Origin of the sequence: Bradyrhizobium valentinum (assembly GCF_001440405.1) — a bacterium.
GTDB lineage: Bacteria > Pseudomonadota > Alphaproteobacteria > Rhizobiales > Xanthobacteraceae > Bradyrhizobium > Bradyrhizobium valentinum.
In genome coordinates, this window is the sequence record NZ_LLXX01000177.1 from 105,148 (window position 1) to 121,777 (window position 16,630).

A 16,630-nucleotide genomic window follows, 5' to 3' on the forward strand; every position below is an offset into this window, starting at 1 on the left:
TCACTCGCGTTCTTGTGTTGCAACGGGCGGCCAGCCCTGCGGAAGACGACCGGGATGCTTGGGCTGCGCTGACGACCATGTCAGGTTGCTTGGTTGAGCATCGACGGAGGAAGCACCGGGCGTTTTCTTTAATCCCAGGAAGCGACGGCGGTTCTCCGCCCAAATCAGACGGCACTCCTGCAGTTCTGCCACTTGCTCGGAGGTGACCTTCCGGCAACGTTCGAGTTCGGCGCCAAGCGGATTAGTTACCCGGGATGCCGACGATCCAGCTGATGGACCGTCACTGTCGCCGCGGAGCTCGATTGTACAGGCTGCGACAACCAGCATGGGGACGGCAACTGCCGTGGTCACAAACACCCCCCGCTTGAATCCACCACGTCCGCTCATTGGTGAAACATCCGAACTATCGAAGGCTGATAGCCTCGACCGGATGCGAGAAAGCGACGAAGCTGCTCCCTGCCCTGGTCCTGGGCCGCAATACGCTGGGCAGTCTCTAGATTTTGCGCCCGTCCCTGCGCGGCAACTGCAGCCGTAAGGTCGGCAAGCTGCTGAGCCTGCAGACCAAGGAGCTGATTCCCGGCCTGACTGGCTTGCAGCGCGCCCGTCGCGCCCTGGCTTGAGCTGACGAGGACCGACATCTCTTTGCGGTGGGTGTCGAGATTGCCGACTACGATCGCCTGAATGCGCAAAGCATCCTGCAAGCCCGCCATAGAATTCTGCCAGCGTGTTTGCGCATTCGCGATCAACGCTTGATCTGATTCGCTCGTTGAGACCGGCGCATAGGTCGTCGAGAACGCTCGATCGATCTGCTTGATATCGTAGGCAATGCGCTGGGCCTCGGCGAGCAGCTCTTGGGTTCGCTGGATCGACCGCTCAAGCTGCTGCAACGAGGAATATGGTAGGCTGGCGAGATTCTTGGCCTGGTTTATCAACATCTGCGCCTGGTTGTGCAGCGAGGTGATCTGGTTGTTGATCTGCTGCAGCTCACGCGCGGCCGTGAGCACGTTCTGCGCATAGTTGTTGGGATCGAACACGATCAATTGGGCGGATGTTGGCGAAGCGGCACATGCGATCGCAATGGCGAGCGCACTCAATGCTGAGAGATAACGGCGACGCATCATGACAAACCTTCCTGCTTGATGAGACCGGGAATAAGATCCGCGGCCCAACCCAGCCCACGCGCGGCGAGCCAGCCGGTGACAAAACCGTCGCGGCCATGTTCGGCCAGCACGCGCTCAATCATAGCCTGATCGGACTTTGATGAAGCCGCAGTGAAGGCGAGCGCGAATTCTTCAAGACCGAGCTCGAACAGGCGATTGCCGCGCCGGGACTGGCAGTAGTAGTCACGCTTGGGCGTGGCGCGCGCGAGGATCTCGATCTGCCGGTCGTTGAGACCGAAGCGCTGATAGATGGCCGTGATTCGCGGCTCGATCGCCCGCTCGTTCGGAAGGAACAGCCGCGTCGGGCAGCTCTCGATGATGGCAGACGCAATCGCGGAGCCGTCGATATCCGAGAGTGACTGCGTGGCGAAGACGACGGAGGCATTCTTCTTGCGCAGCGTCTTCAGCCATTCGCGGATCTGGCCGGCAAACCCTTCGTCATCGAGCGCGAGCCAACCTTCGTCGATAATGAGCAGCGTCGGCCTCCCGTCGAGCTGCCCCTCAATCCGGTGAAAAAGATAGGATAGGACCGCCGGCGCAGCGCCGCTGCCGATCAGCCCCTCGGTTTCGAACACCTGGACCGGACTTGTTCCAATCCGTTCAATCTCGGCGTCGAGCAAGCGGCCAAAGGGACCACCGAGGCAATAGGGCTGAAGGGCTCTCTTCAGGCTCTGGGACTGCAGCAGCACCGACAGCCCGGTCAGCGTACGTTCGCCCGCAGGTGCTGAAGCCAGCGAAGACAGCGCCGACCAAAGATGGTCCTTGGCGTCTGGCGTCATGTCAACCTTTTCGCGGGCGAGAATGGCTGCGATCCATTCCGCCGCCCAGCCGCGTTCGGCCGCATCGTCAATCATGGCTAGCGGCTGCAGCGCGACGGGTTCGGCGGCGCTATCGGACAGCGCACCGCCGAGATCATGCCAATCGCCCTTCATGGCGAGGGCTGCTGCTCGGATCGATCCACCGAAGTCGAAGGCAAACATCTGGGAGGTTGGATACCGGCGGAACTGCAGCGCCATCAGCGCGAGCAATACGGATTTGCCGGCACCGGTCGGACCAACCACCAGCGTGTGCCCGACGTCCCCAACGTGAAGGGAGAAGCGGAACGGTGTGGATCCTTCCGTCCGCGCGAAGAACAGCGGCGGCGCGCCCAAGTGCCCGTCCCTTACCGGTCCCGCCCAGACCGCGGACAACGGAATCATATGGGCGATGTTCAGGGTCGAGACCGGAGGCTGGCGGACGTTGGCATAGACATGGCCGGGCAACGAGCCTAGCCAGGCATCGACGGCGTTGACGGTTTCTACCATGGAGGTGAAATCGCGTCCTTGAATGACCTTTTCGACCAGGCGCAACCGTTCATCCGCGGTGTGCGGATTGTCGTCCCAGACCGAAATGGTGGCAGTGACAAACGCCTCTCCGATGAGATCGGAGCCGAGTTCCTGCAACGCGGCGTCGGCGTCGAGAGCCTTGTTACTAGCGTCGGTATCGATGAGAGACGAAGCCTCGTTGGTCATCACCTCCTTCAGGATTGCGGCGACGGATTTCCGCTTGGCGAACCATTGCCGCCTGATCCTGGTCAGGAGCTTCGTCGCGTCAGCCTTGTCGAGCATGATCGCCCGAGTGGACCAGCGATAGGGGAACGCCAGCCGATTGAGATCATCCAGGATCCCCGGCGTGGTCACGGTCGGGAACCCCACAATCGTGAGCACACGCAGATGCGCACTCCCCAGCATCGGCTCGAGGCCGCCCGTCAGCGGCTGATCGGCCAGCAATGCGTCTAGATACATCGGAATCTCGGGGACGCGGACGCGGTGGCATTTGGTCGAGACGCAAGCATGCAAATAAGTCAGGGTCTCGCCGTCATCGAGCCACCGGCTCTCCGGCATGAATCCTTCGATCAGTTGCAGTACGCGGTCGGTTCGGTCGACGAAGCCGCGCAACACTTCGTGGGCGCCGGAAGCTTGCCCGCGTTCCTGTCCTTCATAAAGGAAGCGTTCGGCGCGCGCCGCATCCTCCGCCGGCGGCATATACAGGAAGGTGAGGAAATAGGCTGACTCGTAGTGAGCTCCCTCTTCCTCGAACTGAGCTCTGCGCTCGGCATCGACCAGGGCCGACGCCACATCCGGACAGCTGCTCGGTGGATAGGCGTTCGATGAATATCTCTGCGCTTCCACAAACACAGCCCAGCCCGAACCGAGGCGCCGAAGCGCATTGTTGAGGCGGCCAGCAACCGCAACGAGCTCCGCCGGAACGGAGGAATCAAGGTCGGGGCCTCGAAAGCGCGCGGTTCTCTGGAACGATCCGTCCTTGTTAAGGACGATACCTTTGTCGACCAGTGCGGCCCATGGCAGAAAATCCGCAAGGCGCACGGTGGAGCGGCGATATTCAGCGAGGTTCATCATTGTCGGCTCACACGTTCAGATGGGCGGGGATGCGCAGATGGCGTCTTGCGGTTTCGACAAACAGCGGATCGCGCTTCGCTGCCCAGACGGCGGCGGCATGGCCGATCGCCCAGAGCAAGAGGCCGGCGACCCATAGCCGCAGGCCGAGGCCGAGCGCCGCGGCAACGGTACCGTTGACGATGGCGACCGCCCGCGGCGCACCACCAAGCAGGATCGGCTCGGTCAGGGCGCGATGCACCGGTACTGCGAAGCCTTCAACGGGTCCGTCCATCAGATGAGCACCCCGCCGCCGAACGAGAAAAACGCCAGGAAGAAGCTCGACGCCGCAAACGCGATCGACAGACCGAACACGATTTGGATCAGGCGCCGGAAACCGCTGGAGGTGTCGCCGAATGCGAGGGTAAGACCGGTGACGATGATGATGATCACGGCCAGGATCTTGGCGACCGGTCCTTCGACCGATTGCAGGATCTGGTTGAGAGGCTGCTCCCATGGCATGTTGGATCCCGCCGCATATGCCGCGGGAGAGATCACTAAAGAGCTGAAAGTAGCGGCAGCCGTTTCCACCACGGGTCGCAATGTGATGTCCTTCACGATCGGTCTCCTGAGAGTGAGATGAGGTAATCACCATCGGACGTCAGGCCCTCGACGCGAGCCAGTTCGGTCAACCGTCGGTTGGTGCCACGGCCGGAGAGAACGGCGATGACATCGATGGTTTCCGCAATCAGCGCACGCGGCACGGTGACGACCGCTTCCTGGATGAGCTGCTCGAGCCGGCGTAGCGCGCCAAGCGCCGTGCCAGCGTGAATGGTGCCGACTCCTCCGGGATGGCCGGTGCCCCAAGCCTTGAGGAGATCCAGCGCCTCGGCGCCACGTACCTCACCGATTGGAATCCGGTCGGGGCGCAGCCGCAGGGAAGAACGAACAAGGTCAGACAGTGAGGCAACGCCGTCCTTCGTGCGTAACGCCACGAGGTTTGGCGACTTGCATTGCAACTCCCGGGTATCCTCGATTAGCACCACGCGGTCGGTTGTCCTGGCGACTTCGGCCAGAAGCGCATTCGTTAAGGTGGTCTTGCCGGTCGAGGTACCGCCCGCCACGAGAATGTTGCGACGCTCACGCACGGCTTCGCGGAGCATTTCTGCTTGAACTCCGGTCATGATGCCGGCGGCGACATAATCGTCGAGCGTGAAGACGGCGACCGCCGGCTTGCGGATTGCGAAGGCTGGTGCTGTCACCACGGGCGGCAGCAACCCCTCGAATCGCTCTCCCGTCTCGGGCAATTCGGCCGAAACCCGCGGACTTGCCAGATGGACTTCGACGCCGACATGATGGGCGACAAGCCGAACGATGCGTTCGCCGTCGGCTGCGGCGAGTCGTTCGCCGGTATCCGCGAGACCTCCCGACAATCGATCGACCCAGAGCCGGCCATCGGGATTGAGCATCACCTCGATGATTACCGGGTCTTCGAGCCAGGACGCTATCGCTGGTCCGAGCGCGGTGCGCAACATGCGCGCACCACGCGATAGCATCTCGGATTGGAAAGAATGAACTGCCACCCAACGGCCCCAAGACACCGAGTGCGAAAATGGCTCGGCAACGGGATTAGTAGAAAAGGCAGGTCGTGCATCCACGCAACAAGATCAGATCAGGCAGCGTGCCGTGGCGTAGCAAAAGAAAGGGCCTGCGAAATCACTCCTGAGGAATGATTGGCGACGCCTTGGCCGGCTCGACGTCGAGCGAGACCTCCTGAGCGAAGGTCTGGCCTCTGGCTAGCCGGCGCCCGAGTGCCTCGACAAAGCCCTCATATCGTTCCCGGCCCTTGGCCTTTGCGGCGGCTTGCGCCGTGTCGGGCAGCGGCGGCGTTGCCGTCAGCCAGAACCGTACGAACAAGGCCAGGGCCTCATTCGAGATCGTAATGTGGCGTTCGAGCCGCTCGACCTGTCTGGTCAACCGGTCAAGGCGACGGCCGAGTGCGGCCTCCATCCGCTCGGAATTGTCCGGCGACAGGAATGAGGCCAGTGCGGTTTCGACGACAAGCGCCTGGGGCACCCGCTTGCGGCTTGCGTGATCGGCGAGCCTGACCGCAAGGTCCGGAGGCAAGCGAAACGTATGTTTTGTCCGCACTATCTCACCCTAGAGCTTGAGTCCATCGTCCGGGTCCATCGCGGCTTGGCGTGCCAGCCCGACGGCATTCTTGCGCATCGCGCGAGCCCGCACAGGGTCACCGTCGTCCTCGTCTTCCATAAAGTCGAACTCAGGCGGAGGCTTCAAAACGTCTGGTGCGATATCTTCATGCTCGGGAAGCTCCGGCTCGCGACGAATGCCGGAATTTGCGGGATCATCGAACGATCGTCGGCCGTCCGACAGGATTTCTGGCTTGCCAGCACTGCTATTCGGTGAGTTTGGCAACCGGCTCCAATCATCCGGCCGAGCGCCGGCCTCGCGGTCGCGGGTGGATGATTCCGGCGGCGGGAGCACACGCTCAGCCAGGCGTTGATCCTCAAAATACCTCGCCTTTTTTGCGCGGATTGGAGGCGCACCCGAAACCAGCACCAACTGATCGTCAGGTGGAAGCTGCATCACCTCGCCCGGCGTGAGCAAAGGCCGCGCCGTCTCCTGCCGAGAAACCATGAGATGGCCGAGCCAAGGGCTTAGCCTGTGACCAGCATAGTTCTTCATTGCTCGCAGTTCCGTAGCAGTCCCAAGCGCGTCCGAAATCCGTTTGGCGGTGCGCTCGTCATTGGTCGCAAAGCAAACGCGCACATGACAGTTGTCGAGGATCGCGTTGTTTGGCCCATAGGCCTTCTCGATCTGATTGAGAGATTGGGCGATGAGAAAGCTCTTGAGTCCATAGCCAGCCATGAAGGCAAGCGCGGACTCGAAGAAGTCAAGTCTTCCGAGCGCCGGAAACTCATCGAGCATGAACAGCAGGCGATGCCGACGGCCCTTGGCATGGAGGTCTTCAGTGAGACGGCGACCGATCTGATTTAGCACGAGCCGCACCAAGGGCTTGGTGCGGCTGATGTCAGACGGCGGTACAACGAGATAGAGCGTCGTTGGCCGGTCATCCTCTATGAGATCGCGGATTCGCCAATCGCAGCGGCGTGTTACCTGGGCAACGACGGGATCGCGATAGAGACCCAGGAACGACATCGCCGTCGATAGTACGCCTGATCGCTCGTTCTCGCTCTTGTTTAACAACTCCCTCGCCGCAGAAGCGATCACTGGATGCGTCCCGGCTTCGCCAAGGTGCCGCGTAGTCATCATCGCGCGAAGCGTTGTTTCGATCGGACGCTTCGGATCGGACAGAAAGCTCGCGACGCCCGCAAGCGTCTTGTCCTGTTCCACATACAGAACGTGAAGGATAGCTCCGACCAGCAAGGCGTGGCTGGTCTTCTCCCAGTGATTGCGCCGTTCAAGCGATCCTTCCGGGTCAACCAGCACATCGGCGACATTCTGGACGTCGCGGACCTCCCATTCCCCTCGCCTCACCTCCAAAAGAGGATTGTAGGCCGCGCTCTCAGAATTGGTTGGATCAAACAACAGCACCCGGCCGTGCCGGGCCCGAAAGCCTGAGGTCAGGGTCCAGTTTTCACCCTTGATGTCATGGACAATGCAGCTTCCTGGCCAAGTCAGGAGTGTAGGCACAACGAGTCCGACGCCCTTCCCTGATCGGGTCGGCGCAAAGCACAGCACATGCTCCGGTCCATCGTGCCGCAGATAACGTCCCTCGAAACGCCCGAGGATCACTCCGTCCGGCCCGACGAAGCCCGCGCGTCGAATCTCAGGTCCCTTCGCCCAACGCGCGGAACCGTATGTCGCGGCCGTCTTCGCCTCACGAGCCCGCCACACCGACATCGCAAATGCGACCACAATGGAAATGATCCCGCCCGATGCCGCAACGCATGCTCCTTCGACGAACACGTCAGGTGCATAGGCATCGTAGGCAAACCACCACCAAAGGAAGGACGGTGGAAAATAGACGGGAACACCATGCGCAAGCTCAAACCAGGGTTCGCCGAGTTGGGGCTGATAGCCGAGCCGCCACGCAGTCCACTGCGTCGCGGCCCACATCGTGATCAGCACAATGGTGAAGACAACGAGAATCTGGTCCCAGAGAATTTTGGTGGCAGACATGGGCACCGGCAGATCAGACGATCCGCACCCCCTCGTACAAGCCTTTTGGAATGGTCAGCGCATTCCCGCGCATTCCTGCGAACAAATCGGCCGGTCTACCCGAACCGAAAGCATCCTACAAACAGCTCGCTCATCTGAAATTCGGGCCGTCATGGCCTTGTCAAGCATGGCCAGCCCTGACGCGCCCTGAGAGCACATCGCAACTGCTATGCGCCGCATGGTATCGCCATCGCGTGCGACCGCGTGGCAAAATCCAAGGTAAAGCAAACCAGATGCCTGCTGCAACCTGGAGGCCGACATTGACGGTAAACGCCGTCTTGTAGGCAACCTCAGGGTAGTGCCCCCCTATAGGGGTCCAGAGCTGAACCACCATGCCAGTCATATACTGCACGAAAAACGCACCACCGATGTGGAGCACGTTCAGCGCCGCGTTGGCCCTTCCAGCAATTTCCTTGGGAAAATACTCGGCCAGGATCGCATAACTGAGAACGGTCGCAGTACAGACCGCCGCGACGACGGCCCATGGAAGATACGAGGGAATGGGCAACCGGAAGATCAGCGTCAGTTGAGCCGCAATGAATACCACAGCGACGACGCCCAATGGCACCCTCGGTCCGACACCGCGCCGGCCCAACCAATCGACCGCGACACCCAATAGAAGCGCCCCCACACTTAATGCGACTGCCATGACGAACAAATGCCGGAGCACTCCGGTCCGGTCGAGCCCTTCGACATCGCTGAGCCATGGCGCCACCCATAGTCCCTGCAACGCCCAAGCGGTTCCGATACAGGTCGCCGAAAGCGGAGCCAGGCGCCAAAAGCGCGGGTCGGCGTAAACCGTCGTTATACTGTTGGCGGTCGCATCGCTTGCAGCCGGCGCCTCAGGCACGACGACGTAGATAATAAGAGCGCATCCAGCCGACGCCACTGCGAGTAGCTCAAACAACCCTCGCCAACCAATCGAATCCAGTAGGTTTGCGGCGGGCAGCGTTGCCGTCAGGGCGCCCAAGGCCCCCAACATGATCATCAGACCGTTGAGCAGCGGGATACGCTCCGCGGGAAACCAGAGAACGAGGGCCTTCAAGCCAGCCGTCAATGCCGCGGCGACGCCTAGACCGATCAGCGCCCGGCCGCCGAGGAGCAGGAAATAATTGTTCGAGACAGCAAATAACGCCGCGCCCAGCGCTGCGGCGACCAACACAGCACACTGGATTCGTCTCGGGCCGTATCGGTCTAATAAGATGGCGATCGGAATCTGAGCAGCGGCGAAAGTCAGGAAGTACACCGAGGTCAGCAGGCCAAGATCGCCGGCGCCGAGGCCAAATTCCGACGCAAGCGGGTTCGCGATCGTCGCATTGATGGTCCGGAACAGAAACGCAAGGTAATAGGCGGCAACGAACGGCAGGAACACGCGCAGAATAAGACGCCAGTTTGTTGTCAGGTTTCCAGCAGGTCGGCGTGAACTCGCGTCCTGAGACGCTCCAGATCGTCGCAACTGATCGCTGGAATTTGCGCGAGCGATTTCCCAGGTCGCGGCGACCTTAGTGCAGAGGTATCCCCGCCTTGCCTGGAAAGTTGATCAAGCTGCCGCCCTCCCGAACGGCAGCGGGGTTGTGTGCATCACTGCCAATTTGACTTGACGCGTGGACATCTGGCTCTTGAGCTGGGGAGTACGGTGCTGGCATCCCCTCCCCGACGACGCTAGCCTGCGTATCCCGTTTCGTCGTACGGATCCGATCTATCGTCTCCTGCATGAGCGATGTTCCCAAATGAACGCGTCGCCCGACTTGTGCGGCAAATTCGTCAAAGCGTTCCGCCCCTAGCATGCAGGCAGTGCGCAGAGCGGCGGCCGGCAGCTGTGGCGTCACTGCAAGGTGGTATCGGGCCTGAAGCGTGACAGTCTCGTTTACGATTCTAAGATCGCGATCGAGTTGCTCGAGTTGGCGGCCTATAAGGGTAAGGCGATGATCCACCGAGAGGTTATCAGTGTCGTCGTCAGCACCCAGGAACTGAGCGAGCGCGGCCTCAACAAGCGCTGATTTGCTGGCACCGGGACGCTTGGCCGCCGCCGTTAGCCGTGCGGCCATCTGTTCAGATAGGTAGACGCCAATCCTGGGCTTCATGCTTGGACCTTGTTTGAAACGCTATTGAACTGCGCTTGCAGCGCGCACCTTGGGATCGGAAATTCGGCAACTGCCGAAAGTACCTCGACCGCCACGAACGTGACCTACAAAAGGAGCTACGCCCGGTCGCCGGCAATCTCACAATTGCTGTCGTCGTATGTTCGGATAGATCCGGATACAGAAACTGACTCCGGCCTGTGAGTGCTTTGGAGTAGCGGCACGACGCAGAGGACGATACAGTCATTTCGGCAGAAGCTGCAGCTCGCTCCACGCCGCCCGCTTTTTCTTCAATCGAAGTGTTTCGCGCGTCAAAATGCGCGGCGCGCCCGGCGATCAAATTCCGAGACCAATTTTCCTTCCAAAGGTCCAGGTCACGCCGCCCCCTTTCGTTGCGATGCCTGACACCTCCCGACCAAGATGCTCCTCTAGCGCCGGTCGCCAAGGTACAAGCTGGAATCCAAATCTATCGTCGATCATGGCAAACCGTCCCGTTGCCAGCGTTACGCGTTGACGATAGATACCCGCGACATGCTCACCTTCAGACGAGGGATGATGGAGCAGTCCGGTCTCGGCCGAGAGCCTCGACGCAGCCGCATCAAGGTCTCGTTGCCTTAAAGTATTGAGGAGATCGCGAGCGAAGATAACGCGCTGCCCTTGTCTCCGCACGAGACCTTCGTTTGAGAGATGGTCGATCCGGCGCTCCATCGCATCTTGCACCGCTGTTCCGAAACCGGCGCCGCCGACCTCCGAATCACGGACAAGCAACTGCTGATCAATCCAGGTCGCCCCCTGTGCCGTGACCTGAGCCTCGATACTGAGATCCGATCGCGTGGCAAGCGCGAGGCGTTTGCGGCCTTGCGCATCCTCGTATGCCCATGCTTCCACGATCGCGCCGGGCGTGGCATCGCCGGTCATTTCCAGATCGGTGAACCTGATGTGATGCGTTCGTCCATCGATGCCCTCGATGATCGCATAGGCCGAACCTTTCAGCTCGTCATGCAGCCCGCGCTCGACCAGGCGGCCAACCACTGCATCTGCCGGCTCATCGCCGTGCAGGGCGAAGCCAGAGACATCTGGATCGCGACCGATGCCGGCGATAGCCCGATGCATGGTCTTGAGGATATCGCGACGAATCGAGAGATCACGAAGCTTGTCCTCGATGCCAGCTTTGAGGGTCCAGCAACCGGGTGCAATCTGCTCGGCAAGGCCGAAACGTTCCAGCATGGTTGCCCGGCCGACCATCAGGCGGCGAAGTTCGGGGTCTTCACCTGTTGCATTTGGTCGAAGGTCCGCCACGCCGACCCCTTCGTCGGCGGCAATACGCAACGCCTGATCTAGACTCGTCCAGCGCTCGGCCTCAACCTCCCTCGTCAGGGCAGATCGGATTTCTCGCTCGCTGCGTGGCCCGAGTTCGAGAGTAACGCGCTCGGTGGCGCGATTCCGAAAGCCGCGGCTGATGTAATCACGACTAATGACCAAATCCTGGCCGTTCGCGTCGCGGCCGCGGATCAGGACATGAACATGGGGGTTGTCGGTATTCCAGTGATCGACCGCAATCCAGTCCAGTTTGGTTTCGAGGTCCGCTGCTACGTCGATCATCAGCTCTCGCGTAAAGCTACGGAGATCGCCGAGTTCGGCGGCATCCTCTGGAGATATGATGAAGCGGAAATGATGCCGGTCGCCCTCACAGCGTTCAGCAAAGGCACGCTCATCTGCCACATCGGATCGCCTATCGAACATCCGGGCATCGGTACCATCCCGCGTCACGCCCTCTCTTTTCAAATAAGTGATGTGCTTGAACAGCGGCGCTGAACGAAAGCGTGTGCCGTGGTGTCGGACCACGCGCGCCTTCATTGCCACACGTCGCGAGGTTGGTGGTAGCGATGACAAGGAGAGCGCGGCACGCCGGCCTCGTCCGAAGCGGGACCGGCTCGCGCCGCCCTTACCGCGTCCAAACCTGTCACCGACATGCCCGGCCTTCTTCGCTGCTCGCATGACCTGGCCGACAAAGCTCTTCGGACGCGAGAAGCGGCGCCCGCCGTCGCGAATGCGGCCGGGGCGAACGCGAAGGTCACTATCGCCGTGGCTCATGATGTTACACCGCCGACTTGGGCTAAGGGCAGCTCTCGATGTGTTGATTTTCTTGACATTTCCCGATGAAGCGACGGCATGATCATTCCAGTCGTCCCCTAAAACTTAAACTCCACCAACTACGTGGGCCCGACCGAAGGCCGTACTTTTCCCTTGCCGTCCGTGGTCTGTCCTCCTGCTCCGAACCACGCACCGCCAAGAATGCGAAGAGCTTCGACAGAATGCGATTCAGCTCATTGGCGACGGACGCAACCGTCAGAACTGCAGACAAGACCGCCGCCACAGCGCAACAAGCGGCAATCCCAACAGAAAATGAGCATGCCACCGTGCTCGCGACCATCCAGGGTGAAGCTGCTTCGCGCCGGCAGTTCGGTCGCCCTGGACGGCCGCTGCGCACGGCGGCTGCTACAGCGTTGGTCGGGACGGAGGAATGGTGCCGCCCCCGATCGAACAGAGGAATGGCAGACAGGGTGCACACGGAACGCACGATCAATCCTCCCAAGTCCACACGGGAAGTACGCGACCGATGACAGCCGTCACTGATGTCATTCCGAAGTAGCGCCCATCGAAAGAGTTCGCGGCTTGCCAGTTCATGAGGAAGAGCTTTCCGTCTTCGACGACGTCGCACCCTTCCCAGGCCGGCAACGGCCGGCCACGACTGTCGCGCTCCCGCGCCTCGCCCATCTCGATGCCATCGACCGTAATGGTGCTCCCGGTTCTGCAGACAGCTTGTCCGGGAAGCGCCAGCACACGCTTCAACATCGGAACACCCCGCGGCAGGTAACCATTTCGGTCCAGATAGGTCGCCAGCGGCTCGGGCGGCTGAACGGCGACGAGTTCGGTGACGTAGTGGTTGCCGGCCGGGTGCAAGCGATAAAGGCCGACAGGGACACTCTCGGAACTGTTCCATATGTAGATTGGAGACGGCCTTACAACGACCGTCCCCGCGAGAATGGCAACTGCGCCGATCGTCATGGTGATTGTTCGGTTTCGAGTCGTCACGGGCTGATTCTTCGTCGATGGAGCCAGGCCTGATGGCGTGACTTTGTGTAGGCGCGCGGGGTTTCATTGACGGACAGACGATTGTGAACGTGATGCCAATAATCGGGCGCGGCGTCGGCAGGATCGATGCCGAGGGCCTCGACAGCATCGATCAACTGCAACACACGCTCGACCTTTGGCCAGCCCGAAAGGCGCAAGAGACTCTCGCCGCCGGGTTTGACATAAGGGACGGTCGAGCAGCGTTGGCCGGTTGCGACCGCACGCAGGATGTCGATGCGGCAAACGACTGTCCCAAAATCGTTCGACATCCAACGCACGAACGCAAAGATGCTGCCGGGTGCGAATGACAGGACGCGCCTGTTGCGGTCGAGAATCCTTTCCTCGGTGGCGCGACCGAAGCGAATTCGGTTCTCGATACATTTTTCATGCCAGAGCAGCTCGACGTGCGTGAGATCGCTCATGCGTCCGCTCCGTCTACCCGGAGGTCAAACGCTTGCAGGCGCGCACCGAGATCGCGCCGGTTATGAACAGTAAGGAAAACGGCTCGGTCCGTTAGAAGAAATCCTACGGATTTCTGGTTAGAAGAGTTACGGCTGCTGGAACGCGCCTGATAACAAACGCTTAAAACCGATTCCGGTCCCCGATAGCACGAGGATCCGGTCCCCGATAGCACGAGGGTTGTGGTCCCCGATAGCACGAGTTGATTCACAGCTTATCTCCAGCCCGAGGTGCAAGCCCGCTCTTGCGAAGCCGCTCCTCGAACGGATCGGTGCAACAGGGCGCAAAGTTCAAACGTTCGACGCCCTTCGGGTCGCGCGTGATCACGAGCTCATAGCCGGGCAAGGTCTGGCGACGAACGATTTCGCGCACGTCAAAGGCAAAGTGTTTGAGCGGCGAGAGGCTGCCGGACTTGGCGTGAAGATGCAGAAAATCAAAACTCCAGCCGCCCTGCTGGCGACCACCGTGCTTGCGGACAAGCCGGTAAAGCCAGCGCTCGAGTCCGCCGGTCAAACCAAAATAGGCGCGATCGATTGTCAGCACGAGCGCGTCATCGATAACGCCGGCATAGAACCAATCCGGCAGGATCAGTTCGAGGCCCAACGGCCGCCCATTGGCATCGGCCGTCTCCTTCCATTCGTTGATCCAGGAGAAACGATGACGCCGCCGTTCGGCCGGCTGGCGGATCGACGTCAGCACCGATGTCGCCTGCAACCTGTCGAGGCCCGCCTTGAGGCGATCGTAGTCGCGCGCGCTGGTGCCGCGGCCAACGAAGGTCAGAATTTCGTAAGGCGTAGCCGCCATCAGGCGCGAGGTTTTCAGTCCTGCATCGCGCGCCTCGACAATTTGCGAGGCTGCCCAGATTAGAACATCAGCATCCCAGATCGTTGCCATTCCGTGTTCAGGCACCGCTTCAACGCGAATGGAGATTGCCCCCGCGCGGAAATCGATCGGTACGACCCGCTTTGACTTGGCGAGCGAGAAGAACGGATAGGCCATCAAGTCCTGTGCGTCGCGCGGCGCGAGGTCGCCGGGCAAGGCACGGAACAACTCGAGCTGGCTGCGCTCGGATCGTAGTTTGCGCCGCATCTACCAAAGCTCTCGCAGCACTCAACGACGTTCCTGGCCCGCATAGGGGCGCAGAGCCGGGTGCTTCTTGGCTGGTAGTACGGTCCCCTTCCCGGGATCGGACGTCGATGTCTTGGCACCGAGATCGGCCCAGGCTTTCAAGTCATCGAGCGCGTAAACGACGCGGCCACCAATCTTCCGGTAGGTCGGACCTGTGCCATAGGTGCGATGCTTTTCCAAGGTACGTCCGGAGAGACCCAGATATCGGGCGGCCTCGGGCGTCCGCAGGAAACGTGGCGGCAGACCGGCCATGGGATCGGGCATTTGAGAACTCCATGAGGACATCGCGCTGATGCTGGCGGTGCCAGCGTGTGTGCGGTGATCATGGAGGAGCAGCTCCTCGCAGGAGGATGCCGAAGATCAAGGGGTGGATTTTCGATACCCCCCGCGAGCGGCTAATTGTCCTTGCGTCTTGGACGCAGGAGTTCGCGATAGCCGCCGCGCATCAGGGCGAGGCCTCGCTGCACGAGGCGGATGGTACGATTGCGCAGATCGTGCGTCTTCCAGGCGCGCTCGGGGATCCGCTTCTTGCCAAAGAGGCCTTCGGCGATCGCGCGATAGCTCTTGTTTTCATTGCGCCCATCCAGTGCACGCAAGACCAGCGCAAACCGCTGGCGCCGTTGCGGGGGAAGGTCGGACAGCGGCGGACACGGCGAACGGCCGCTCATGGTACGCCAAAGTGATTGAGCAGCTCGGGCGCGGAGTTCAAACGCCGAGTCCAGTGGCAACTCAATCGCTTGGGGCGCGCCGGCGGCAGGCAGTTTCCTCATCCACACGCGATGCGTGGCACCACCGAACCGCAGCACGGCGTGCCAGCCGTCCGTGTTCTGCCGCAACTCCGTGGGCGACAGTTTGGCTAGATCAAGAGTGATCGGTTGAGCTGAAGTTTGCGACGACGAAGCTCCTACCGACAAAACCGTCGGCAGAATTTCTGGTGCCCAAAAAACGATCTGCTCGTAGCAAGCCTTTTGCGGATCAGCCGCGAAAAGACAGGCCCCATTTATTCCGGAATTCGACCGGAGCGCCGGCGCGCGGATTCGCAAGCGCACAATAATTTTTTTGGTATTCGGGATTACGACGAAGGCATTCCCAGGCGAGACCGGTCAGGTCGGCGTTCTGCAGTTTTGAATAGGCCTCGGGCGAGCGCCAATCGAAGTCCGGCATTGTGCTTTGTCCTCACGCGTAACAATGCCGCATTGCAACACTTTAAATGTGGGCCATTTATGGTTGCATAACGTATCCCACCGGTTAGTTACGCGAATAACCTGCATTACAGAAGATTCTTCCCTCCCGATTTGATTCTACAGATCGTTGTTCTACCGATCGGAGGGGCCGCCACGCAGCAAATGGCCATAGCCATGATTTGTCATCCATCTGGCGCGAGCCAGATGGCTCTCGAAGGCGCTGCGCGCGCGCTCCGGGTAGCGTTCGGGATCGATGTGAAGAACGATTCTTGCAACTTCCCGCCAGTCCGCGTTGTCAGCATCAGCATCCAGCAGCCGGAGATACGTGACGACGTGTTGCTTGTCATAGGCCGTCAGCACGGGATCATCCGGTGCCAGGTCCGCAACATCGGGATCAAGCGGAGGTGACGGCATGTAGTTCCTTTAAGAGGCGACGCGGCGTCGCCTGTCCCCATACATCGACAGTCTTACCTTAGTCCTATTCGGCGCAGTTCACAGCCAAGCTTTGCGAAGGCAGCTATTCCCCGCGGCAACGCGCCACTCCGTATCTTTGTCGAAAATACTCCGTGGTGAAATACTCTTCAAGTCGCTGCGCTCTCGGGCATCGATATCCGAGAGATATTGGCGCTCAATTTGAGGAAGCTTCGAGCCGCGAGAGGCATCTCGCAAGAAGAACTCGCGCATCGTGCTGAAATCGACCGCACCTACATCAGCGCGCTTGAGCGCAGTGTTTATGCGGCGAGTATCGATGTCCTGGATACGATTGCGCGCGTCCTCAATGTAGAGGCCAGTGACCTTCTCAAACGACCAGCGCCAACAGCGACGAAGAAGGTCGCAGTCCAGCAAACGATTGAGTGCAAAACAAAGAAGTAGTCGAACCAGTCGTTTCCGCGAGCCGGGCCGAT

At 60.6% G+C, this 16,630-nt stretch carries 19 protein-coding genes; 1 reads left to right on the forward strand and 18 read right to left on the reverse strand.

Annotated elements, in window-relative coordinates:
* From trbK-alt to CP49_RS32700, 18 genes are all read right to left on the reverse strand, one after another.
* On the reverse strand, positions 1-387 hold the full coding sequence (trbK-alt, locus tag CP49_RS49480; protein WP_082646350.1) for a putative entry exclusion protein TrbK-alt: 387 nt from the start codon (positions 385-387) through the stop codon (positions 1-3).
* Positions 384-1,121 carry a P-type conjugative transfer protein TrbJ gene (gene trbJ, locus CP49_RS32620; RefSeq protein ID WP_057854228.1) on the reverse strand — a complete coding sequence of 246 codons (738 nt, stop codon included), beginning with the start codon at positions 1,119-1,121 and terminating at the stop codon, positions 384-386. The genes trbK-alt and trbJ overlap by 4 nt, the downstream gene beginning before the upstream one ends.
* On the reverse strand, positions 1,118-3,559 hold the full coding sequence (trbE, locus tag CP49_RS32625; protein WP_057854229.1) for a conjugal transfer protein TrbE: 2,442 nt from the start codon (positions 3,557-3,559) through the stop codon (positions 1,118-1,120). The genes trbJ and trbE overlap by 4 nt, the downstream gene beginning before the upstream one ends.
* A gap of 7 nt (positions 3,560-3,566) precedes the next feature.
* A complete protein-coding gene (locus CP49_RS32630; RefSeq protein ID WP_057854230.1) occupies positions 3,567-3,830 on the reverse strand; it encodes a VirB3 family type IV secretion system protein in 264 nt (87 codons plus the stop codon).
* Positions 3,830-4,138 carry a TrbC/VirB2 family type IV secretion system protein gene (locus CP49_RS32635; RefSeq protein ID WP_057854252.1) on the reverse strand — a complete coding sequence of 103 codons (309 nt, stop codon included), beginning with the start codon at positions 4,136-4,138 and terminating at the stop codon, positions 3,830-3,832. Before CP49_RS32635 ends, CP49_RS32630 begins: the two co-directional genes overlap by 1 nt.
* A gap of 11 nt (positions 4,139-4,149) precedes the next feature.
* A complete protein-coding gene (trbB, locus tag CP49_RS32640) occupies positions 4,150-5,118 on the reverse strand; it encodes a P-type conjugative transfer ATPase TrbB (RefSeq protein ID WP_197423297.1) in 969 nt (322 codons plus the stop codon).
* A 133-nt stretch (positions 5,119-5,251) separates the two neighbouring features.
* Entirely contained in the window at positions 5,252-5,686 is a 435-nt protein-coding gene (locus tag CP49_RS32645; protein WP_057854232.1) for a hypothetical protein, read from the reverse strand.
* A gap of 9 nt (positions 5,687-5,695) precedes the next feature.
* Positions 5,696-7,699: a conjugal transfer protein TraG gene (locus CP49_RS32650; RefSeq protein WP_057854233.1), complete on the reverse strand. Its 2,004-nt coding sequence runs from the start codon at positions 7,697-7,699 to the stop codon at positions 5,696-5,698.
* 160 nt (positions 7,700-7,859) lie between these two features.
* Positions 7,860-9,110 carry an MFS transporter gene (locus tag CP49_RS32655; protein WP_057854234.1) on the reverse strand — a complete coding sequence of 417 codons (1,251 nt, stop codon included), beginning with the start codon at positions 9,108-9,110 and terminating at the stop codon, positions 7,860-7,862.
* Between the two features lie 130 nt (positions 9,111-9,240).
* Positions 9,241-9,822 carry a ribbon-helix-helix domain-containing protein gene (locus tag CP49_RS49485; protein WP_057854235.1) on the reverse strand — a complete coding sequence of 194 codons (582 nt, stop codon included), beginning with the start codon at positions 9,820-9,822 and terminating at the stop codon, positions 9,241-9,243.
* 333 nt (positions 9,823-10,155) lie between these two features.
* Complete coding sequence (locus CP49_RS32665; protein ID WP_057854236.1) at positions 10,156-11,913, reverse strand: relaxase/mobilization nuclease domain-containing protein; 1,758 nt, start codon at positions 11,911-11,913, stop codon at positions 10,156-10,158.
* A gap of 489 nt (positions 11,914-12,402) precedes the next feature.
* Positions 12,403-12,888 carry a S26 family signal peptidase gene (locus tag CP49_RS32670; RefSeq protein WP_057854237.1) on the reverse strand — a complete coding sequence of 162 codons (486 nt, stop codon included), beginning with the start codon at positions 12,886-12,888 and terminating at the stop codon, positions 12,403-12,405.
* A gap of 23 nt (positions 12,889-12,911) precedes the next feature.
* Entirely contained in the window at positions 12,912-13,376 is a 465-nt protein-coding gene (locus CP49_RS32675; protein WP_057854238.1) for a DUF2840 domain-containing protein, read from the reverse strand.
* 244 nt (positions 13,377-13,620) lie between these two features.
* Positions 13,621-14,502, reverse strand: coding sequence for a replication initiator protein A (locus tag CP49_RS32680; protein ID WP_057854239.1), 882 nt, complete (start codon positions 14,500-14,502; stop codon positions 13,621-13,623).
* A 21-nt stretch (positions 14,503-14,523) separates the two neighbouring features.
* Positions 14,524-14,805, reverse strand: a complete 282-nt coding sequence (locus CP49_RS32685) for a helix-turn-helix transcriptional regulator (RefSeq protein WP_057854240.1) — start codon at positions 14,803-14,805, stop codon at positions 14,524-14,526.
* A 131-nt stretch (positions 14,806-14,936) separates the two neighbouring features.
* Positions 14,937-15,590 (reverse strand): DUF2285 domain-containing protein, encoded by a 654-nt coding sequence (locus CP49_RS32690; RefSeq protein WP_338060427.1) that lies wholly within the window; start codon positions 15,588-15,590, stop codon positions 14,937-14,939.
* Positions 15,517-15,705 (reverse strand): transcriptional regulator domain-containing protein, encoded by a 189-nt coding sequence (locus tag CP49_RS48115; RefSeq protein ID WP_057854241.1) that lies wholly within the window; start codon positions 15,703-15,705, stop codon positions 15,517-15,519. Before CP49_RS48115 ends, CP49_RS32690 begins: the two co-directional genes overlap by 74 nt.
* A gap of 152 nt (positions 15,706-15,857) precedes the next feature.
* A complete protein-coding gene (locus tag CP49_RS32700) occupies positions 15,858-16,139 on the reverse strand; it encodes a DNA -binding domain-containing protein (RefSeq protein WP_057854242.1) in 282 nt (93 codons plus the stop codon).
* A 189-nt stretch (positions 16,140-16,328) separates the two neighbouring features.
* On the opposite strand from CP49_RS32700, the gene CP49_RS43680 reads away from it, so the two are divergent.
* Entirely contained in the window at positions 16,329-16,598 is a 270-nt protein-coding gene (locus CP49_RS43680) for a helix-turn-helix domain-containing protein (protein WP_082646353.1), read from the forward strand.
* The last annotated feature ends 32 nt before the right edge of the window (positions 16,599-16,630 follow it).